Source organism: Niallia sp. RD1 (assembly GCF_024219955.1).
GTDB classification, from domain to species: domain Bacteria; phylum Bacillota; class Bacilli; order Bacillales; family Cytobacillaceae; genus Niallia; species Niallia alba.
The window spans coordinates 5,342,821-5,361,390 of sequence record NZ_CP100420.1 but is presented as its reverse complement, the minus strand read 5'-3'; the positions used below and the strand labels follow the sequence as shown (position 1 = coordinate 5,361,390).

14 protein-coding genes, 1 pseudogene and 1 other annotated feature are annotated in these 18,570 nt (G+C 35.2%); of the genes and pseudogenes, 12 read left to right on the top strand and 3 right to left on the bottom strand.

Annotated features, from left to right (window positions below):
- The first annotated feature begins 215 nt into the window (after positions 1-215).
- From NKG37_RS25800 to NKG37_RS25780, 5 genes and pseudogenes are all read left to right on the top strand, one after another.
- Positions 216-790, top strand: a pseudogene (locus NKG37_RS25800) (histidine phosphatase family protein).
- A 27-nt stretch (positions 791-817) separates the two neighbouring features.
- Positions 818-1,984 (top strand): amidase, encoded by a 1,167-nt coding sequence (locus NKG37_RS25795; protein ID WP_169188988.1) that lies wholly within the window; start codon positions 818-820, stop codon positions 1,982-1,984.
- A gap of 121 nt (positions 1,985-2,105) precedes the next feature.
- Positions 2,106-2,331, top strand: a binding site (T-box leader).
- Positions 2,332-2,385: 54 nt separating this feature from the next.
- Complete coding sequence (gene leuS, locus NKG37_RS25790) at positions 2,386-4,806, top strand: leucine--tRNA ligase (RefSeq protein WP_254415577.1); 2,421 nt, start codon at positions 2,386-2,388, stop codon at positions 4,804-4,806.
- A gap of 140 nt (positions 4,807-4,946) precedes the next feature.
- Entirely contained in the window at positions 4,947-5,252 is a 306-nt protein-coding gene (locus NKG37_RS25785) for a rhodanese-like domain-containing protein (protein WP_016202854.1), read from the top strand.
- 410 nt (positions 5,253-5,662) lie between these two features.
- Positions 5,663-5,845: a sporulation protein Cse60 gene (locus NKG37_RS25780; protein ID WP_016202853.1), complete on the top strand. Its 183-nt coding sequence runs from the start codon at positions 5,663-5,665 to the stop codon at positions 5,843-5,845.
- A gap of 411 nt (positions 5,846-6,256) precedes the next feature.
- Here the strand turns inward: NKG37_RS25780 and NKG37_RS25775 are convergent, their stop codons facing one another.
- Complete coding sequence (locus NKG37_RS25775) at positions 6,257-7,525, bottom strand: BaiN/RdsA family NAD(P)/FAD-dependent oxidoreductase (RefSeq protein WP_016202852.1); 1,269 nt, start codon at positions 7,523-7,525, stop codon at positions 6,257-6,259.
- A gap of 298 nt (positions 7,526-7,823) precedes the next feature.
- Here NKG37_RS25775 and NKG37_RS25770 point away from each other — a divergent pair, with 298 nt between their 5' ends.
- Together NKG37_RS25770 and NKG37_RS25765 are read left to right on the top strand one after the other, a co-directional pair.
- Positions 7,824-9,449, top strand: a complete 1,626-nt coding sequence (locus NKG37_RS25770) for a putative polysaccharide biosynthesis protein (RefSeq protein ID WP_254415576.1) — start codon at positions 7,824-7,826, stop codon at positions 9,447-9,449.
- Between the two features lie 50 nt (positions 9,450-9,499).
- Complete coding sequence (locus NKG37_RS25765; RefSeq protein ID WP_254415575.1) at positions 9,500-10,240, top strand: pseudouridine synthase; 741 nt, start codon at positions 9,500-9,502, stop codon at positions 10,238-10,240.
- Positions 10,241-10,358: 118 nt separating this feature from the next.
- Here NKG37_RS25765 and NKG37_RS25760 read toward each other — a convergent pair whose 3' ends face one another.
- Together NKG37_RS25760 and NKG37_RS25755 are read right to left on the bottom strand one after the other, a co-directional pair.
- Positions 10,359-10,580 carry a DeoR family transcriptional regulator gene (locus NKG37_RS25760; RefSeq protein ID WP_016202849.1) on the bottom strand — a complete coding sequence of 74 codons (222 nt, stop codon included), beginning with the start codon at positions 10,578-10,580 and terminating at the stop codon, positions 10,359-10,361.
- A gap of 527 nt (positions 10,581-11,107) precedes the next feature.
- Entirely contained in the window at positions 11,108-11,566 is a 459-nt protein-coding gene (locus tag NKG37_RS25755; RefSeq protein WP_016202848.1) for an NUDIX hydrolase, read from the bottom strand.
- Positions 11,567-11,745: 179 nt separating this feature from the next.
- Between NKG37_RS25755 and pepV the strand changes: the two genes are divergently transcribed.
- The 5 genes from pepV (at position 11,746) to pulA (ending at position 18,309) form a co-directional block, all read left to right on the top strand.
- Positions 11,746-13,164 (top strand): dipeptidase PepV, encoded by a 1,419-nt coding sequence (pepV, locus tag NKG37_RS25750; RefSeq protein ID WP_224427615.1) that lies wholly within the window; start codon positions 11,746-11,748, stop codon positions 13,162-13,164.
- 26 nt (positions 13,165-13,190) lie between these two features.
- Positions 13,191-14,045 carry a D-amino-acid transaminase gene (gene dat / locus NKG37_RS25745; protein ID WP_016202846.1) on the top strand — a complete coding sequence of 285 codons (855 nt, stop codon included), beginning with the start codon at positions 13,191-13,193 and terminating at the stop codon, positions 14,043-14,045.
- A gap of 481 nt (positions 14,046-14,526) precedes the next feature.
- Positions 14,527-15,093, top strand: coding sequence for an RNA 2',3'-cyclic phosphodiesterase (thpR, locus tag NKG37_RS25740; RefSeq protein WP_040343195.1), 567 nt, complete (start codon positions 14,527-14,529; stop codon positions 15,091-15,093).
- Between the two features lie 35 nt (positions 15,094-15,128).
- On the top strand, positions 15,129-16,100 hold the full coding sequence (locus NKG37_RS25735) for a nuclease-related domain-containing protein (RefSeq protein WP_254415574.1): 972 nt from the start codon (positions 15,129-15,131) through the stop codon (positions 16,098-16,100).
- Between the two features lie 49 nt (positions 16,101-16,149).
- Entirely contained in the window at positions 16,150-18,309 is a 2,160-nt protein-coding gene (gene pulA / locus NKG37_RS25730; protein ID WP_224427616.1) for a type I pullulanase, read from the top strand.
- The last annotated feature ends 261 nt before the right edge of the window (positions 18,310-18,570 follow it).

The following is an 18,570-nucleotide window of genomic DNA, read 5'->3' as shown; positions in this document are numbered from 1 at the left end:
TATTCTAAATACCAAAAATAAGTGTAGTTGCTTTTAAGCAAAGCTGCAATAGAAGAGTATCTATTTTTCTATAGGCGGAATTTTCTGATAGAATGAAGAGATTTATTCTAAATTCCAATTAGTTTAAATGTTGAATTTGTTTGAAAAATAAGTCTTTTTCTAATAAAGTAGATATAACTCTAAATTTTAGCATAATGCGTAGAAAGGACTAAATGATGACAAAAATATGTTTAATAAGACATGGGGAAACAGATTGGAACGCAATGGGGAAAATTCAAGGAAAAACGGATATTCCTTTAAATGAAAATGGAACGAGGCAGGCACAGCAATGCCGAGATTATTTAAGGATTCAAATTGGGATATCATCGTCACAAGTCCTCTTAAAAGGGCAAAACAAACAGCGTTCATTATTAATGAAGCGTTACAACTACAGGTTGTAGAAATGGCTGAATTTATGGAGCGCAGTTTTGGCGATGCAGAAGGGAAAACGAGAGAAGAAAGAGCGATTCTATATCCAGATCAACAGTATCCAAATCAGGAATCAAGAGAGGAATTAGTAAATAGAATTATGAATGGTCTAGAAAAAATTCTAGTTCAGTTTCTAGACCAAAAAGTATTACTAGTTGCACATGGTGCAGTTATACATACCTTATTAACAGTAGTTTCAGAAGATCAACTTTCGATTGAAAAATACTTATCGAATGCTTGTATCAGTAATATTCACTTTAAAGAAAAGAAATGGGTAGTAGAAGATTATAATTTGGTCGATCATCTGGTGGAAATAAATTAATAAGATGACAAGGGGATGGCTTAAAAAATGAGTGATTTCGGTGCATATATGGATAGAAATATTTCATTGGAACCTACGCAAAAAGGGAGTTTAGATGGGCTGACATTTGCGGTTAAAGATGTATTTGCAATTAAAGATTATGTACCTTCTGCAGGAAATCCTGATTGGCTTCATAGCCATAAACCTGCTAATGAAACAGCACCAGCCATTATTAGCCTGTTGAATAATGGTGCCACGCTAAAAGGAACCACTATTACAGATGAACTGATGTATAGCTTAAATGGAGAAAATTATCATTATGGTACTCCTATTAATCCTAGGGACCCGAGTCGAATTCCAGGTGGCTCTTCTTGCGGTTCTGCTGTCACGGTCGGAGCTAAATTGACCGATTTTTCCTTAGGAACGGATACAGGAGGTTCGGTAAGAATTCCATCTTCTTATTGTGGAATATATGGTATTCGTCCCTCTCATGGAGTAGTTAATATAGACGGGGTAATTCCTCTTGCAAAAAGCTTTGATACCGTCGGTTGGATGACTCAAACAGCGGAAATGCTTATGAAAGTTGGGGATGTGCTTCTTCCTCCTCAAGAGAATGGCTCTTTTTCACGGTTTATAATGGGAAAGGATGCTTGGGCACTGGCTGATGAAGAGGTTAAGAAAGCCTTACTTCCTTTATTGGAAAAATTAGAGAAGTCTGTGCCAAGTTATTCAACTACTATCATTGCAGAAGAAGGGCTTCAGAAGTGGGCAGAGGTTTTTCGCATGCTCCAAGGAAGAGAAATTTGGCAAGAACATGGAGCATGGATCCAAAGGGTAAATCCAACGTTTGGGCCAGGGATAGCAGAGAGATTCCGGTGGGCTAGTACTTTGAAAGAGGAAGACATAGCACAATATCAGCAGAAGAGACGTATAATTCAACAAAGAATGGAGAAACTGCTTGAAGATGATGGAATTTTAATTATTCCAACAGCACCAGGGATAGCACCGCTTATAAACCTTCCTACTCGTGAGTTAGAAGTAAGAAGAAACCAAACATTCCAGTTATGTTGTATGGCGGGGTTAACTGGCTTTCCTCAAGTGAATCTACCATTGACCACATTAAATGGAATACCAGTTGGTCTTTCCTTTATAGCTGGTAGAAATCAAGATAGAAAATTGCTTCGATTGGTTTCTGAATGGACGGAGAAATGGTAATAGCGGAACATTAAATAGCAGTAGACATATAATATAGAAAGTAGAGAAGATCAGATAGTTGGTCAATCTGAAAACTACTTGCAACATGCATCAAAATACAATACAATAAAAATCATATAAGTAATCAACACAGATAAGGAATAGTAAAGATGCCCTTTTGAAACGAAGAGAACTGACGGGTGGTGCAAGTCAGTCAAAAACATCTTGAACTCACCTTTGAGTTGCAAGTGTGAACTTTTAGTAATGCTTGCCGTACACCTGCGTTAAAGGATAATGAAGCGAGTGATTTATTCACTAATTGTGGGTGGTACCGCGGGAGATTATACATAATGCCTCTCGTCCCTATTTGGGATGAGAGGCTTTTTATTTTGGTAAAAACAACTTTATAGGAGGATTTTAAGATGAGCTTTAATCATCAGAAAATAGAACAGAAATGGCAAAAGTTTTGGGAAGAAAACAAAACTTTTAAAACAAGTGAAGAAAAAAGCAAGAAAAAGTTTTATGCACTAGATATGTTCCCATATCCATCCGGTGCGGGACTTCATGTTGGACATCCAGAAGGATATACAGCAACAGATATTCTTTCTCGTATGAAGAGAATGCAGGATTTTAATGTCCTTCATCCAATGGGGTGGGATGCATTTGGATTGCCAGCAGAGCAATATGCATTAGATACTGGTAATCATCCAGCAGAATTTACCCAGAAAAATATTGATACATTCCGTCGTCAAATTAAATCGTTAGGTTTTTCTTATGATTGGGATCGTGAAATTAACACAACAGATCCTGAGTACTATAAGTGGACACAATGGATTTTTCTAAAGCTTCATGAAATGGGCTTAGCATATGTCGATGAAGTAGCAGTTAACTGGTGCCCAGCATTAGGAACTGTTCTAGCAAACGAGGAAGTTATTGATGGGAAAAGTGAACGTGGCGGACATCCTGTTGAAAGACGCCCAATGCGTCAATGGGTACTAAAAATAACAGCGTATGCTGATCGTTTATTAGAAGATTTAGATGAAGTAGATTGGCCAGAAAGTATTAAAGAAATGCAACGTAATTGGATTGGTCGTTCAGAAGGAGCAGAAGTAACCTTCCAAATTGACAATCATAAAGAAAAATTTACTGTATTTACAACAAGACCTGATACATTATTTGGTGCTACTTATGCGGTACTAGCACCAGAGCATGCGCTTGTAGAAACAATTACAACTGCAGAACAAAAGTCTGCAGTAGAAGCATACTTAGAAAAAATTAAAAGCAAAAGCGATTTAGAAAGAACGGACTTGGCAAAAGAAAAAACAGGTGTATTTACAGGTGCTTACGCAATAAATCCAGCTAATGGTGAAAAAATGCCAATTTGGATTGCTGATTATGTCCTTGTAAGCTATGGTACAGGAAGCATTATGGCTGTTCCTGCCCATGATGAAAGAGACTATGAGTTTGCGAAAACATTTAATTTACCAATTAAAGAAGTAGTAGCTGGCGGAAATGTAGAAGCAGAAGTCTATACTGGTGACGGTGAACATGTCAACTCTGATTTCTTAAATGGTTTAAATAAAGAAGAAGCTATTAGCAAAATGATTAGCTGGTTAGAAGAGAAAGAAATTGGAACGAAAAAAATAACTTACAGATTACGAGACTGGTTATTTAGTCGTCAACGTTACTGGGGAGAACCAATACCGATTATTCATTGGGAAGATGGCACAATGACAGGTGTACCGGAAGAAGAATTGCCATTAACACTTCCGGAAACATCAGAAATTAAACCATCGGGAACTGGTGAATCTCCATTAGCAAATATTTCGGAATGGGTAAATGTTGTAGACCCTGTCACTGGCAAGAAGGGCAGACGTGAAACAAATACAATGCCACAATGGGCTGGAAGCAGCTGGTACTATTTACGCTATATCGATCCAAAAAATAATGAGCAAATTGCAGATCCTGAAAAAATAAAAGAATGGCTTCCAGTCGATATGTATATTGGTGGAGTAGAACATGCTGTATTGCATCTTCTATATGCACGCTTCTGGCATAAAGTGCTTTATGATTTAGGAGTTGTCCCAACGAAAGAACCATTCCAAAAATTATTTAACCAAGGAATGATTCTAGGTGAAAATAATGAAAAAATGAGTAAATCAAAAGGAAATGTTGTTAATCCAGATGAAATTGTAGCTAGCCATGGTGCAGATACACTTCGTTTATATGAAATGTTCATGGGACCATTAGATGCTGCGATCGCATGGTCAACAAATGGTCTAGATGGTTCAAGAAGATTCCTTGATCGTATTTGGAGATTGTTGGTGGAGGATGATGGAAAGCTAGCATCAAAAGTTCAAGATATAGAGGAAATGAAGGTTTTAGATAAAATTTACCATCAAACAGTGAAAAAAGTGACAGAGGACTTTGAAGCACTTCGTTTTAATACAGCAATTTCGCAAATGATGGTATTTATCAATGAATGCTATAAAGCCGATAGTATACCAAAGAAATATGTAGAAGGATTTGTGAAATTACTTTCACCAATTTGCCCGCATATTACAGAAGAACTATGGCAAATCATAACTGGTTCTAATCAATCAATTGCTTATGAAGCATGGCCTGCGTATGATGAAGCAAAATTGGTGGATGATGAAATAGAAATTGTGATTCAGATTAACGGAAAAGTAAAAGCGAAATTAATGGTTCCAGCAGATGCAAACAAAGATGCGTTGGAGCAAATTGCTATGGAAGACAGCCAAGTAAAAGAACAAATTGACGGCAAGCAAATACGCAAAGTAATTGCGGTTCCAGGTAAATTAGTTAATATCGTTGCAAATTAAAAAAGGGGGAGGCTGTCCATTTGGCAGCCTCATCTTTATGTAATGTGGGCAGACTAATTGCATATTCCATAAAATTAAACTATATTACAATGAGATATTACTATATGTACTGTACAAAAAGGTGCTAACGGAGGGATACGATGGATACAATTAAAACAATAACAACAGAAGAACTAGAGAAAAAGCTAAATAACCAGGAAAAGCTAGAATTAGTGGATGTCCGTGAAGACGAAGAAGTAGCAGAAGGAATCATCCCAGGAGCAAAGCATATACCAATGAATACCATCCCTGAAAACCTAGATTATTTCTCAAAAGAAAAAGAATATATTTTTATTTGCCGTTCCGGCAGAAGAAGCGAAAACGTATGTTACTACTTACAAGACCAAGGGTTTAAAGTAGTTAATATGGAAGGCGGCATGCTAGATTGGCATGGTAAAACAGTATAAAACTAGCAGTTTATAGCAATTTAAAAGAAGCTCAAAGAATGAAGATTCTAATTTTCCTTATCTTTGAGTTTTTTTATATGGCTGTTTTTTCGTTTTAAAAGAAGGCTGTTTTCTAAAGGATTGTTGTTTTTTAATAGAAAAAAAAGAATTAGTTGGAAAAATGGAGCAGCCGGAATACACGTAGACGCCACGGGGATTAGCGAGACAGCCTGAGACCCCGGAGGCAAAGCTGAGGAGGCTTAAGCTTAGCCCCACGGAAAGCGAAGTGTATTCCGGCTGCGGATAATAGCAACAAACTTTACGAAAACAGCCAAAAAGAAAGTTAAAAAACATCCAATGTAATTGATTGAATAGTAAGAATTTTGTCTATCCTTTACTTATAGGGTACAAAACAATAGGGAGAGAAAAATATGATAAAAGTGAAGCTATTTGATCAAGAGCATGAGAAAGATCTAGAGCTACAGATGAATAAATTTTTACAGAAAATAGATGAGAAAAAACTAATAGATATAAAATATAACGTGGCAGCGATGCAAGAGGATGAAGAGGAACAAATCTACTGCTTTTCCTCTATGATCATTTATAGAACATAAGAAGCTGGGACATAAGTATTTTCAACCAAATAACCCCGAAAAAGATTATACGTACATGCTAAGAAAAGTTCGTATGATTGTTTGGGGTTTTATTCATTTTAAGAAAGAAGGTTTGTGGTGATCACCCGCAACTTGAATACACTTCGCTTTCCATGGGGCGAGCGCCAAGCCTCCTCGTTCCTGCGGGGTCTTGGACTTTCTCGCAGCTCCCATAGGAGTCTACGTGTATTCAGGCTGCTTCGTTTTTCTTACTAATTATATTTTCTTTTAAAAAAATGATGGAACGAAACAACATTTAAAAACGAAGTGAAATGGAGTGTCTGTAGCGTAATGGAACGAGTTGGTTTCGCTACTAAATGAGAGATTGTTCGTCTTTATCTATTATATATTTTGTTCTGTCCCAGCCTTTCCTTAAACATTTTTAGCAACAAGAGCAGCATTCACACCAGCTAGCCTACCTGTAACAAAAGCGGAAGTAATATTGTATCCTCCAGTATATCCATGAATATCTAGTATTTCCCCACAAAAGAATAAACCTTCCATCAATTTTGATTCCATTGTTTTAGGGGCAATCTCCTTAATAGACACACCACCACCTGTAACAAACGCCTTTTCTAACGGTAACGTTCCGTTTACATTAAAGGTGAATGCTTTACATAGAGCAACAAACTGTTTTATTTTATCTGGAGAAACAGTTGCACATGTTTCTGCTGGATCAATAGTTGCTAATTCCAATAAATATAGTAAAAATCGTTCGACCAAAAGACCTTTTAATGTGTTTTTAATTGCTTTTTTTGGTTCAGCCTTTAATGTAGCCATTATATCTTGAAAAAGCAGTTCTTCTTTCGTATCAGGGAAAGAGTCAATAGAGACCTTCACTTCAGATGAATTCCATTTTTTCTGTGCTTTTACAACAAATTGGCTGCAACGTAAAACAGCTGGTCCACTTATTCCGAAGTGGGTAAAAATCATATCCATTTGATGGGTAATGATTGGTTTTCCTTTTGGATTAAGCACACTCAATCCTACATTTCTTAATGAAACCCCTTGTAAGGTTTTATTTTGAATAAATGCTTCTTTAGAAGTGACTGGTACTTCTGTTGGGAAAAGTTCTGTAATAGTGTGGCCTGCTTTTTTAGCCCAAGCATAGCCATCTCCTGTAGAACCAGTATGAGGAACAGACTTTCCACCGACCGCGATAATAAGTGATTTACATGTTATTGATTCTCCATTTTGTAAAATCACTGTTTTCGAGTTATTTTCATGATAGTTAACTGTCTTAACAGGGGAATTTGTTTGAATAGTTACACCTAATTTGTCTAATTCACTTAATAAAGCATCTACGACTGATTGTGCCTTATTAGAAACTGGAAACATTCTGCCATGATCTTCTTCTTTTAAAGCAATACCAAGATTTTCAAAGTAAGTGATAATATCTTCGTTGCTAAATTCGGAAAACCCACTGTATAGAAAACGTCCGTTTCCAGGGATATGTTTAATGATTTCCTCTATTGGCAGCCGATTTGTTACATTACAGCGACCGCCTCCTGAAATAGCCAATTTGCGGCCAAGCTTATTTCCTTTATCAATAAGTAATACCTTTGTCTTTTGCTCCGCTGCTCCAATTGCAGCCATTAATCCTGATGGTCCTCCACCGATCACGATTACATCATATTGCATATTACATCCTACTTTCTTGAAGAAGTTTCATTTTTCTTTGTTATTTTTTGTTCCATAGATGAAAGGAATGTGTGGTTTAAGCTGCTTCTAGATTGCTTATTTCATCCTAAATCTAGCATCTAGTGGTAACTTGTCCTTTTAAAAGTAGCGTTTCTATTTAAGAAAGGGTAAACTACTAATAGTGTGTTAAAAAATGTTCATATTTACTTGTGATCGAATATATTTTATTACCTGTTTTCGTGGTAAAATACTTACTTATGTAACGTTTTAAGAGAGCTTCGTTTAAGGAAGGGATTTTATGTCATCAAAATTGCTTAAAGGCACATTTATTTTAACACTTGGGACAATTATATCCAAAGCGTTAGGATTATTTTATGTTATACCATTTAATATGATTGTTGGAAAACAAGGAACCGTGTTATATCAATATTCTTATGTAGCTTATACTATTGTCATAAGTATTGCAACAGCTGGTATTCCATTAGCTGTAAGCAAATTTATCTCGAAATATAATGCAATGGGAGAATATAAAGTTGGGAGAAGGCTATTTAAATCAGGATTAATGATAATGTTAGCAAGTGGGGTACTATCTTTTCTAGCTTTATATGCAGTAGCACCTTTTCTTGCTGAAATTATTATCACAGATGATGATTTAACTTCAACTGTTGGTCAGGTAACAACTGTCATTCGTGCAGTAAGCTTCGCGTTAATTGTTGTTCCATTTATGAGCTTAATCAGAGGGTTTTTTCAAGGGCACGATGCGATGGCTCCATCTGCTGTGTCTCAAGTCATCGAGCAGATTGTTCGAATTGTTTTCTTGCTTGGTGGCTCGGCAATCGTTCTATACGTGTTAAATGGCAAGCTCATAACAGCAGTCAGTATTTCCGTTTTTGCTGCATTTGTTGGTGCAATTGGCGGCTTAGCTGTGCTTTTATTGTATTGGCGAAAAAGTAAAGGTGAGTATGATGACCTTTTATTAAACGATCGAGGTACGCAAACAGAGCTTCCTTTACGTTCTATGTATAAAGAAATAATCTTGTCAGCAGCTCCATTTGTATTTGTGGGATTAGCTAATCCATTATTTCAATTAGTAGATACCGTTACCTTCAACCGAGCAATGAGTAGTATCGGATTAACTGCTATTTCTGAAACAGCTCTAAATATTTTTAATTACCAAACACATAAAATTATTATTATTCCAGTATCACTAGCAACAGGATTTTCGATGGCGTTAATTCCGATGATTACTAGAGCTTTTATAAAAGATGATCAGTCTGATTTAACAACAAACTTAAATCAAACTTTCCAAGTTTTATTATTTATTACTTTACCTGCGTGTATTGGTCTTTCTGTTCTTGCTGAACCTGTTTACCGCCTGTTTTATGGAACAGAAGATATTCTAATGGGGGCAGAAGTATTAAAACTATATGCTCCAGTTGCGATTCTTTTTTCTCTTTACCCGGTAACAGCCTCCATCCTACAAGGATTAAATGAGCAGCGCTTTACGATACTAAGTTTATTGGTAGGTATTTTAATTAAATTAAGTTTAAATATGCCATTTATTGAAAGATGGGAAACAAATGGTGCTATCCTTGCGACTACTTTAGGATACACGGTATCTATTTTAATCAATTTAGGGGTAATTAAAGCATATGCAAACTATTCCTTTAAAATCGTTATGCGCAGAAGTGTATTAATTGTTGGATTTTCAATGATAATGTATATCGTGGCAATGACTGTTTATCGAGTGCTTGAATTATTTTTATCTACCAAGTCTGTTTTCGTTTCTCTTCTAATGGTTATGATTGTGGCAGTTTCAGGTATGCTAGTATATGCGTATTTAGCTTTCCGCTCTAAGTTAATCTATCACTTATTTGGCAATCGAGCGCGAAGACTAAAACAAAAACTAAAACTTCCGTTTTAATTTAGTACTCTTTTTAAAAGAAATGAAAAGAAGGATAGGGTTGAGTTTACATGCGAATTGATAAAATGCTCGCTAATTTGGGCTATGGGAGTAGAAAAGAAGTGAAAATCCTCCTCAAAAATAAAGCAGTCAAAGTAAATGATGAAGTAATAAAAGATGCAAAATTTCAAGTCGATCCAGAAAAAGATGAAGTATCTTTATATAATGAAATCATTGAATATAAAGAGTTTATATATTTAATGATGAATAAACCGCCAGGACTTATTTCCGCAACAGAGGATACAAGAGAAGAAACGGTGATAGATATTTTGCAAATAGAAGACTCTGTGTATAATCCATTTCCTGTTGGTAGATTGGATAAAGATACGGAAGGTCTGCTTCTCTTAACGAATGATGGGAAATTAGCACATCAACTACTATCGCCGAAAAAGCATGTCCCTAAAACCTATTTTGCCGTAATAAGAGGAGAGGTGGGAGAAGGCGATATTGCAGCATTTAAAAAAGGCGTTGTTTTAGATGATGGATATCTTACGAAGCCTGGAGATCTGGTTATTTTGAAAGCGGGAGAAACCTCTGATATTGAGTTAACGATTTCAGAGGGGAAATTTCATCAAGTAAAAAGAATGTTTGAAAGTGTTGGAAAAAAGGTCATTTATTTAAAACGGATTTCAATGGGACCGTTGGAACTCGATGAATCACTAGAATTAGGAGAATATCGGGAGTTAACAGAAGAGGAAGTAGAATTATTAAAAAACTATCAAGTTAATAGTAATATTAGTGAAAACCATTAAAATTTCACACAACAAAAACCTCACTAAGGCCTTTTAGCGTAAGTTTAAAAACTGAAAGCCTTACAGTGAGGTTTTGTTTTATTATACAAGTTTAAAATCTCGGTTGTTTCTAATTGGTTTAGGATGTCATTTTCACTTTTTTTCTAGTTGTTGTCCATTTTCCACGACTTGGACTTTGAACCAAGTCATTATAAGCTAACACATTCAAATCTCTTTGAATCGTTCGCGGAGTAATACCAAATTCCTCCACTAGCTCTTGTGTTGTGACAGTTCCACGCTTACTAATAAACATGTAGACGGATTTGATACGGTTTAACATCCGGTTAGTTGAAGGTTTCAATAAACCACTCCCTATCCTTTTTTCAAACCTTTGGCAAATTCCAGCGACCGACAGCTTATTTGAAGAACAAATTCTTCAAGCGTATGTAATTTTCTTTTCCACAGACAACCCCTTTTCAAATGGCTAAATAGTGATACATTCAATAGAATGATATTCTATATAAATATTGTACCCCTATTTACTAATATATTCTACATTATTTGCGTTAATTTACAAAATATTTGCTTATTTACGTATGTATTTACCACCCCCTGTAGGGTTTCTTTACATTCATCATATGGGATATACGATTATGATATGAATAAAAATGTAAAAAGGTTATAAATAAATTTTATTTCCCCAATTTTATATTTGGTAAACTAAATTAAAAAAGTTTTTTTGAAAGAGCATGTTCCTATTAACCCGCAGCCTGAATACACTTCGCTTTCCGTGAATTTGTATTCGAGCTGCTCATTGTTCTTATAAACTTTTTAATTTCCTCTGCAAAAGTAGTATCAAAAGGATAAAATTTTTTCTTCTCTCTAACTTTATACTATTGAACGTATTTTAAAGTCCTCTATCATTCTACGATGGCTGCCGACCATTTTTTCTGGTAGGTTGTGTAATGGGAAGAATTGCAGGCTGAATGATTCTTCGTGATTGTTCTCAAGTTTTCCTTCATATTCAGAAGTACAGTAGGTAGTTGTGACCGTATAAAAAGGATCTCCGTTTGCAGCAACAGCAAAGTAATCTTTTCCAGAATAAACGGATAGTAATTGAAGATTTGTTACTTGAAGTCCTGTTTCTTCGAATACTTCGCGCTTCGCCGTTTCTTCGGTGCTTTCTCCTATTTCCATTAGTCCACCAGGTAATCCCCAAACATTTTTTGGATGCTTTCTTTCTTGTAAGAGAACTTTCTGGTCCTTATCTAGTAGAATGACAACTGCTCCAACAAGAATAAGAGGCATCTTGCCAACAAGTTTTCTTAAATCTTCTATATATCCCAATTAAATACATTCCTTCCACATGCTAGATTAACTATAGTATAGCTTTGTTTTTAAGAAAAGGTATACTATACTTAATGATAATTTAGTGAAATGTGGTTTTAAAGGTTTTATTTTTCATATAAAGCGTTTTATGATATGTTTTTCCTATAATATATTTATAAGTTTGCAAGGAGGCAGCCATGAGTTCAATTGATTGGTTAAATGAAGTACATAATCGTAAAGACAGCTTTATTAAGGATTTGCAGGGACTTTTGCAAATTAGGAGTGTATTGGACGAAGAAAATGCAACAGAGGATGCACCTTTTGGAAAAGGGGTGAAAGAGGCATTAACCTATATGCTATCCTTGGGAGAAAAAGATGGTTTCGTTAGTAAGAATGTTCAAAACGTTGCTGGCCATTTACTTTATGGGGAAGGTACTGAGAATGTTGGTATTCTTTGTCATGTGGATGTTGTACCAGAGGGAGACGGATGGACAAGTGATCCTTATAAGGCAGAGATTCGCGATGGAAAAATTTATGCAAGAGGAGCATTAGATGATAAAGGTCCTACAATGGCTGCATACTATGCGATGAAAATTGTGAAAGAGTTGCATCTTCCATTAACAAAAGAGATACGAATGATCATTGGAACAGATGAAGAAAGTGATTGGAGATGTGTAGAAACGTATTTCAAGGAAGAAAGTATGCCTACGATCGGATTTGCACCAGATGCAGACTTTCCGATTATTTTCGCGGAAAAAGGGATAGCTGATTTTGACATCGTTCAGAAATTTCCAGGAGAATCAACCGATTCGGGAGAAGTGAAAATTCTTAGCTTTTCTTCGGGAAGACGATATAATATGGTCCCAGACTTTGCGCAAGCCATATTAGAAGTGAAAGAAGGCGAGCAAACCGAGATTATTCAACGCTATCAGAATTATTTAAAACTAGAGAATGTGCCTGGACGCTATTTGGTTGATAATGGTGATTTGGTATTAGAATTAGAAGGGGTGTCAGCACATGGTCTGGAGCCTAATAATGGGGTTAATGCTGGATTAAAACTTGCTGATTTTCTTGTAGAATTAAAGCTGGATGAGAAGGCGATTCATTATTTTCAATTTGTGAAAAAATTCTTTGTGAATGATTCTAGAGGGAAAAAACTTGGTATTAATTACGAGGATGATATTACAGGTGAGCTAACTTTAAATGCCGGTATATTGGATTATGAAGCAAATCGTGGTGGGAAAATAGGACAAACAGTACGTTATCCTGTTACAAATGATATGGATAAAACAAAAGAGAAATTAACGAAGTTATTAACAGAACATAGTTTTAGCTTAGAGAACTTCACAGATTCAAAACCACATTACGTAGAAAAAGACTCAGAATTAATTCAAACGCTGAGTAAGGTTTATGAGGAACAAACGGGAGAAAAAGCGAAACTTCTATCCATTGGTGGAGGAACGTATGCAAGGTCACTAGAAAAAGGGGTTGCATTTGGACCGCTTTTTCCAGGAAGAGAAGATATTGCTCATAAAAAAGATGAGTATATGTTTATCGAGGATTTGTTGAAAGCTACCGCTATTTATGCACAAGCAATATATGAATTGGCTAAATAAAGAGATCACTTAAAGGAGAAGAGAAAATGAGTACGGTGTTAATGAATGGGGAGTTTATACCAAGAGAAGAAGCAAAAGTAGATATAGAAGACAGAGGATATCAGTTTGGCGATGGAATTTACGAAGTAATCCGTGTGTACAATGGTAAAATGTTTATGGCGAAAGAACATCTTGAGCGTTTATCTGCAAGTAGCGAGAAAATAGGCATAGCTACTTCTTATTCCATCTCAGAATTAACAATTTTATTAGAAGAGTTAATTGCGAAAAATTCATTAAGCACCGGTATCCTTTATATGCAGTTCACAAGAGGCGTAAGTCCACGAAATCATAGTTATCCAGAAACTGTTGCACCAGCTTTTGTAGCTTATACTAAACCATTGTCGAGACCGCTTGATAACCTAGAAAATGGAGTAGGAACGATTACGGTAGAAGATATTAGATGGTCTAGATGTGATATTAAAAGTTTGAATTTGCTTGGAAATGTCATGGCAAAACAGAAAGCTGCAGAAGCAGGATGCTTTGAAAGTATTCAGTATAGGGATTTATCCGTAACGGAAGGTAGTTCTTCTAATATCTGGATTGTTAATGGGGGTAAGATTCGGACTCATGAAGCAAATCAATTTATATTAAATGGGATTACAAGACAGAAAATTATTCAATTATGTGAAGAAAATGGGATAGAAGTGGAAGAAAAGGCATTTTCTATTGAAGATTTAATCGATGCGGATGAAGTATTCTTATCTAGCACAACTGCTGAAGTAACACCAATAACTGCTGTAAATAATGTTCCCGTGAAAGAAGGGAACATTGGGGAAGTTACAAAGAAACTACAAGATTTATTTGTTGAGGCTATTGTTGGGGAGTGCGGACAGATTAGCTAATAAGGAATTCAGTACTAGGAAATAAAAAATAAAAGGAGTTGTTTCAAACTGGTTAATAGCTAGATTTTGAGACGACTCTTTTTCTTTTTTTAAGAAAAATAAGGTATATTAATCATATAGATTTCGAAAACATAGATATAAATACGGTTAAAATTAATAGGATAGGTTATATAATAGAATAAAGTTAGAGATCAGGGATTGGCCATGGTGTCTAACTTTATAAATACATTTATCTTTAAAAAAGCTGTTTTCTAAAGGATTGTTGTTTTTTCAATCGGAAAATAGAATTAGTTGGAAAAATAGAGCAGCCGGAATACACGAAGACGCCACGGGGATTAGCGAGACAGTCTGAGACCCCGGAGGCGAAGCTGAGGAGGCTAAAGCTTAGCCCCACGGAAAGCGAAGTGTATTCCGGCTGCGGGTAATCGCAACAAACTTTACGAAAACAGCCTTAAAAAAAGAAGCAAGAAGGAAAAAGAATATGAAAAATGCAATTCCTCATTATTTTATTGGTATTAAGCCAGATGTTCAGGTTATGAATGAATTAGAAAAAATGAGTAAGGAGTTACAACAAAAATTCTCCTTTAAAAAATGGGTACATCCTTTAGATTATCATATTACCCTTGCATTTTTAGGAAGTGCCTCTAAGGATAAAAGGGATAAGTTACAGACACTTTTAAAACAGTCAGTTCTAGCAAGTGATGAATTTCCATTACATATTGAACAATTAGGTGTTTTTGGTCAGTTTCAAAGTCCGAGAATTTTCTGGGCAGGTATGAAAGAAGAGAAAAAATTATTTGATCTTAGAAAACAAGTTTTTGAAATCTGTATGCAGGCAGATTTTCAGCTGGAAACAAGACCTTTTCATCCACATTTAACGCTGGCAAGAAAATGGGATCAAAATACCATGTTTTTGGAGCAGATGTTAAAGGAATACAGCCTACCAGAAGATTTAATTTTTATGGTGGAGAGCATACATTTATTTCAGACCCATATAGAGAAAATACCTAAATATGAAATAATCGAAAGCTATTCCTTTAAGGATTGAGACAACAGAAACATTGTAATATAGGGGGGAAAAGTTTGGCGCAATTAATAAAATTGCAAGATTATGTGTCTAGGTATGAGCAGAACATTGTCTTGTATCCATTACGCTTTGTTCGTTTAAAAAAACAACAATGGATAGGATTAAAAAAAGCATTTGAAACAAAGGACAGAAGTCTCTTTTACATGGAGAACGAACGGGAAGAAGACTGGATGATAGAAAGCCCTTCATTTCTTGAGCGAGTTAAGAAAACAATCTTGAATCGTAATAAGATGGAAGAAGCAGAGTTGACTAATGAAAAAGAAAGGGAAGAAAAAGAAGAAGTAGAAGAATTAAACTTCGATTACGATGCAAAAAAATATAGCCATCCAAAAACATTAGATGAATTAAAACAGCAATTTCTTAATCAATTATTCGAATTTCAGCTGAAATGGGCTAGTTCAACGCTTACGGAAATATCAAAAGTGAATAAAACGCTTTATTATGATGATTTATTAAAGTACTACTTACAGAGATTTCCGGATACGTTCTTAGTACTTTATCAACCGCTGTTTCAGCTGAAAAATGCACCTGTTGAATTAGATACGATTATTATTACACCAACAGATATTTGGTGTATTCATGTGTTAGAAGCAGAGAACTCAGCAGTATTTGTTGGTTCGAATGAAAAATTTTGGGTTAAAAAAAAGGGAGATAAGGAGAAAAAGATACTTAGTCCTGTCATATCTATAAATAGAACAGAAACAATTGTTAAGAGTATTTTAGATAAATACGACATTACATTACCTGTTCATAAAGTAATCCTTACAAGAAATGGTTATGTTGATTTTCCATCTGTACCTTATGATTTGAAAATTGTTGAAAAAAGAAATTATGAAGAATGGTTTCACAAAATGAGAAGTCATCATTCACCCATTAAGGCAATTCAATTAAAAGCCGCAGAAAGCTTATTGCATTATGGTTTGACGAATTCAAAAAGAAGATATGAATGGGATACAGAGGAAACATAAGAAATAACGGGGAAGATTTAGAATAGATACATTTTCATAAGAAAAGGGAGTGAGGGATTTGCTGTCGATAAGAAGAAGTTTCTTTGCATATTTAGATGAAATGTCATTAATTACTGTTCTACTTCCCTATTCATATTTTCATGGGGAATCTACAGCCTTTTTATTAAAAGGTGAAAAGCATCCTATTAATCTTGTGATTGAATCAAAAGAAAAAATGCAGCATTTCGTTAAATACAAATGTCGTTTAAACGAAAAGATACAAATTGGCCAAAAATATGAGGTGGAAGATGGAAACAAGGGGATAACAGATTTACAAATAGGTGCTGTTATCAGAACACCTTCCTTTGATGAGGAATTTTATTATGATGGTCCATTAGGGGTAGATTATTCTTCGAATCAGCGTATTTTTTATCTTTGGGCTCCAACTGCACAACAAGTGAAGTTAGTGTTGCAATCTCCAGACCTATCAAATAAGGAACGAACAATTGTAGAGATGGAAAGGCAGGAAAAAGGTGTTTGGAAAACAATCTATGAGGATGAGGTGGAAGGATATTTTTACAGTTATCTAGTGCTGATTAACTTAGAATGGAAAGAAGCAATAGATCCGTATGCAGTTGCTGTTTCTGTTAATGGAGAAACAGGAGTGATTGTTGATTTAAATAAAACGAGAAGACAGAAACCTGTATTGCCAGCTCTAGACCATGCAGTCGATAGTGTAATATATGAAGCTCATATTAGGGATTTAACAATCCATCCAGATAGTGGGATTCAGCAAAAAGGAAAGTATCTAGGTGTAACAGAATTAAATACTGAAACGAATAAAAAGAAGCCTTCAGGCCTGTCCTATATCAAAGATTTAGGTGTTACCCATATAGAGTTTCTCCCAGTACATGACTTTGAAGAAATTGATGAATTAGAGGTATTGAAAAAGTACAATTGGGGATATAATCCTTCCCATTATAATGTTCCAGAGGGTAGCTATTCAACCGATCCCATTGATCCCTATGTAAGAATTAATGAACTAAAAGAGATGATTTATACTGTACAAGAGCAAGGAATTCGTGTCATATTAGATGTTGTTTATAACCATGTTTATAAAAAAGAGGATTCATCTTTTGAAAAAATTGTACCAGGTTATTTCTTCCGATATGACAAGTATGGAATGCCATCAAATGGAACGGGAGTAGGGAACGACATAGCTTCTGAAAGATCTATGGTGAGACGCTATATTGTGGATTCTGTCCGTTTTTGGATAGAAGAATATCAAATTGATGGATTGCGTTTTGATTTAATGGGGATTCTAGATTGCCAAACGATGAAGGAAGTACGTGCAATATGTGATAATGTCGATAAGAGCATATTAATAATTGGGGAAGGATGGGATCTTGCAACCCCTATAAATCATGATGAGAAGGCAATTATTGCTAATCAACAGTTACTGCCAAGGATTGGACAGTTTAATGACCAATTTAGAGATAAATTAAAAGGAAGTACCTTTGATATATATGATCGAGGATATGCGCTTGGAAATAAGCAATATAAAGATGAGATCCCTGAATTATTAGCTGGAAGCATTGGAACCTATAAGGATAAAGGGATGTTTTTTGAACCTGGTCAATCTGTAAATTATGTGGAATCTCATGATAATCATACGTTATGGGATAAGATTGATATATGTTTTTCTAATGAGTCAGCAGAAGAGAAGATAAGAAGACATCGGCTTGCAACGTCTCTCGTACTTCTTAGTCAAGGGATACCTTTCTTGCATTCAGGGCAAGAGTTTTTTCGAACGAAGTATGGTGTGGAAAATAGTTATCAATCACCAGACGAAATTAATCAGCTAGATTGGAATAGAAAGGATCAATATCTAAATAATGTTGAATATATAAAAGGCTTAATTTTATTAAGAAAAAGGAATAAAGCCTTTCGACTTCAATCTGTAGAAGACATACAAAGACATGTAACGATTAATCAGCAATCCAATGATATAATCCAGTATCTATTACATGACTTACAAGGCTTTAAGGATGAATGGGTAACCATCCTTGTATTGATTAATGTAAATGATTCTGCCGAAGAAGCATATTGTTCTGAAGAGGATTGGAACATAATTGTGGAAGACGGTGTGGTATATCAGGATGAATATCCAAGTGTTCACGGAGATAGAATTATGATGAATCCTATTAGTATCACGATACTCGCCAAGTAATAGGAGCTTGGCAAGTATGCTGATATATTTCCTTAATATTCAAAAAACAGTGAGCGATTGTCCTAATAGAAGAATCTAATAAAAATTTAGCAGAAATATTCATTTTAACCGGAGATTCACTTGACTAAAAAATGAAATAAGAGATAATATTTAAATGAGAAACTTTCTATTAAAGATATGTATTTAGGTGAAATTTAATATAAAATGATTGGAAATATTGGATACATAGTATAATTGTATGGATACTATGTCCTTTTTCTT

Coding starts and splice junctions, on each gene's coding strand:
- NKG37_RS25780 (WP_016202853.1), top strand. CDS start 5,663: ATGATAAAAGTGAAGCTATTTGATCAAGAGCATGAGAAAGATCTAGAG.
- NKG37_RS25785 (WP_016202854.1), top strand. CDS start 4,947: ATGGATACAATTAAAACAATAACAACAGAAGAACTAGAGAAAAAGCTA.
- leuS (WP_254415577.1), top strand. CDS start 2,386: ATGAGCTTTAATCATCAGAAAATAGAACAGAAATGGCAAAAGTTTTGG.
- pepV (WP_224427615.1), top strand. CDS start 11,746: ATGAGTTCAATTGATTGGTTAAATGAAGTACATAATCGTAAAGACAGC.
- dat (WP_016202846.1), top strand. CDS start 13,191: ATGAGTACGGTGTTAATGAATGGGGAGTTTATACCAAGAGAAGAAGCA.
- NKG37_RS25765 (WP_254415575.1), top strand. CDS start 9,500: ATGCGAATTGATAAAATGCTCGCTAATTTGGGCTATGGGAGTAGAAAA.
- NKG37_RS25770 (WP_254415576.1), top strand. CDS start 7,824: ATGTCATCAAAATTGCTTAAAGGCACATTTATTTTAACACTTGGGACA.
- NKG37_RS25795 (WP_169188988.1), top strand. CDS start 818: ATGAGTGATTTCGGTGCATATATGGATAGAAATATTTCATTGGAACCT.
- NKG37_RS25775 (WP_016202852.1), bottom strand. CDS start 7,525: ATGCAATATGATGTAATCGTGATCGGTGGAGGACCATCAGGATTAATG.
- thpR (WP_040343195.1), top strand. CDS start 14,527: ATGAAAAATGCAATTCCTCATTATTTTATTGGTATTAAGCCAGATGTT.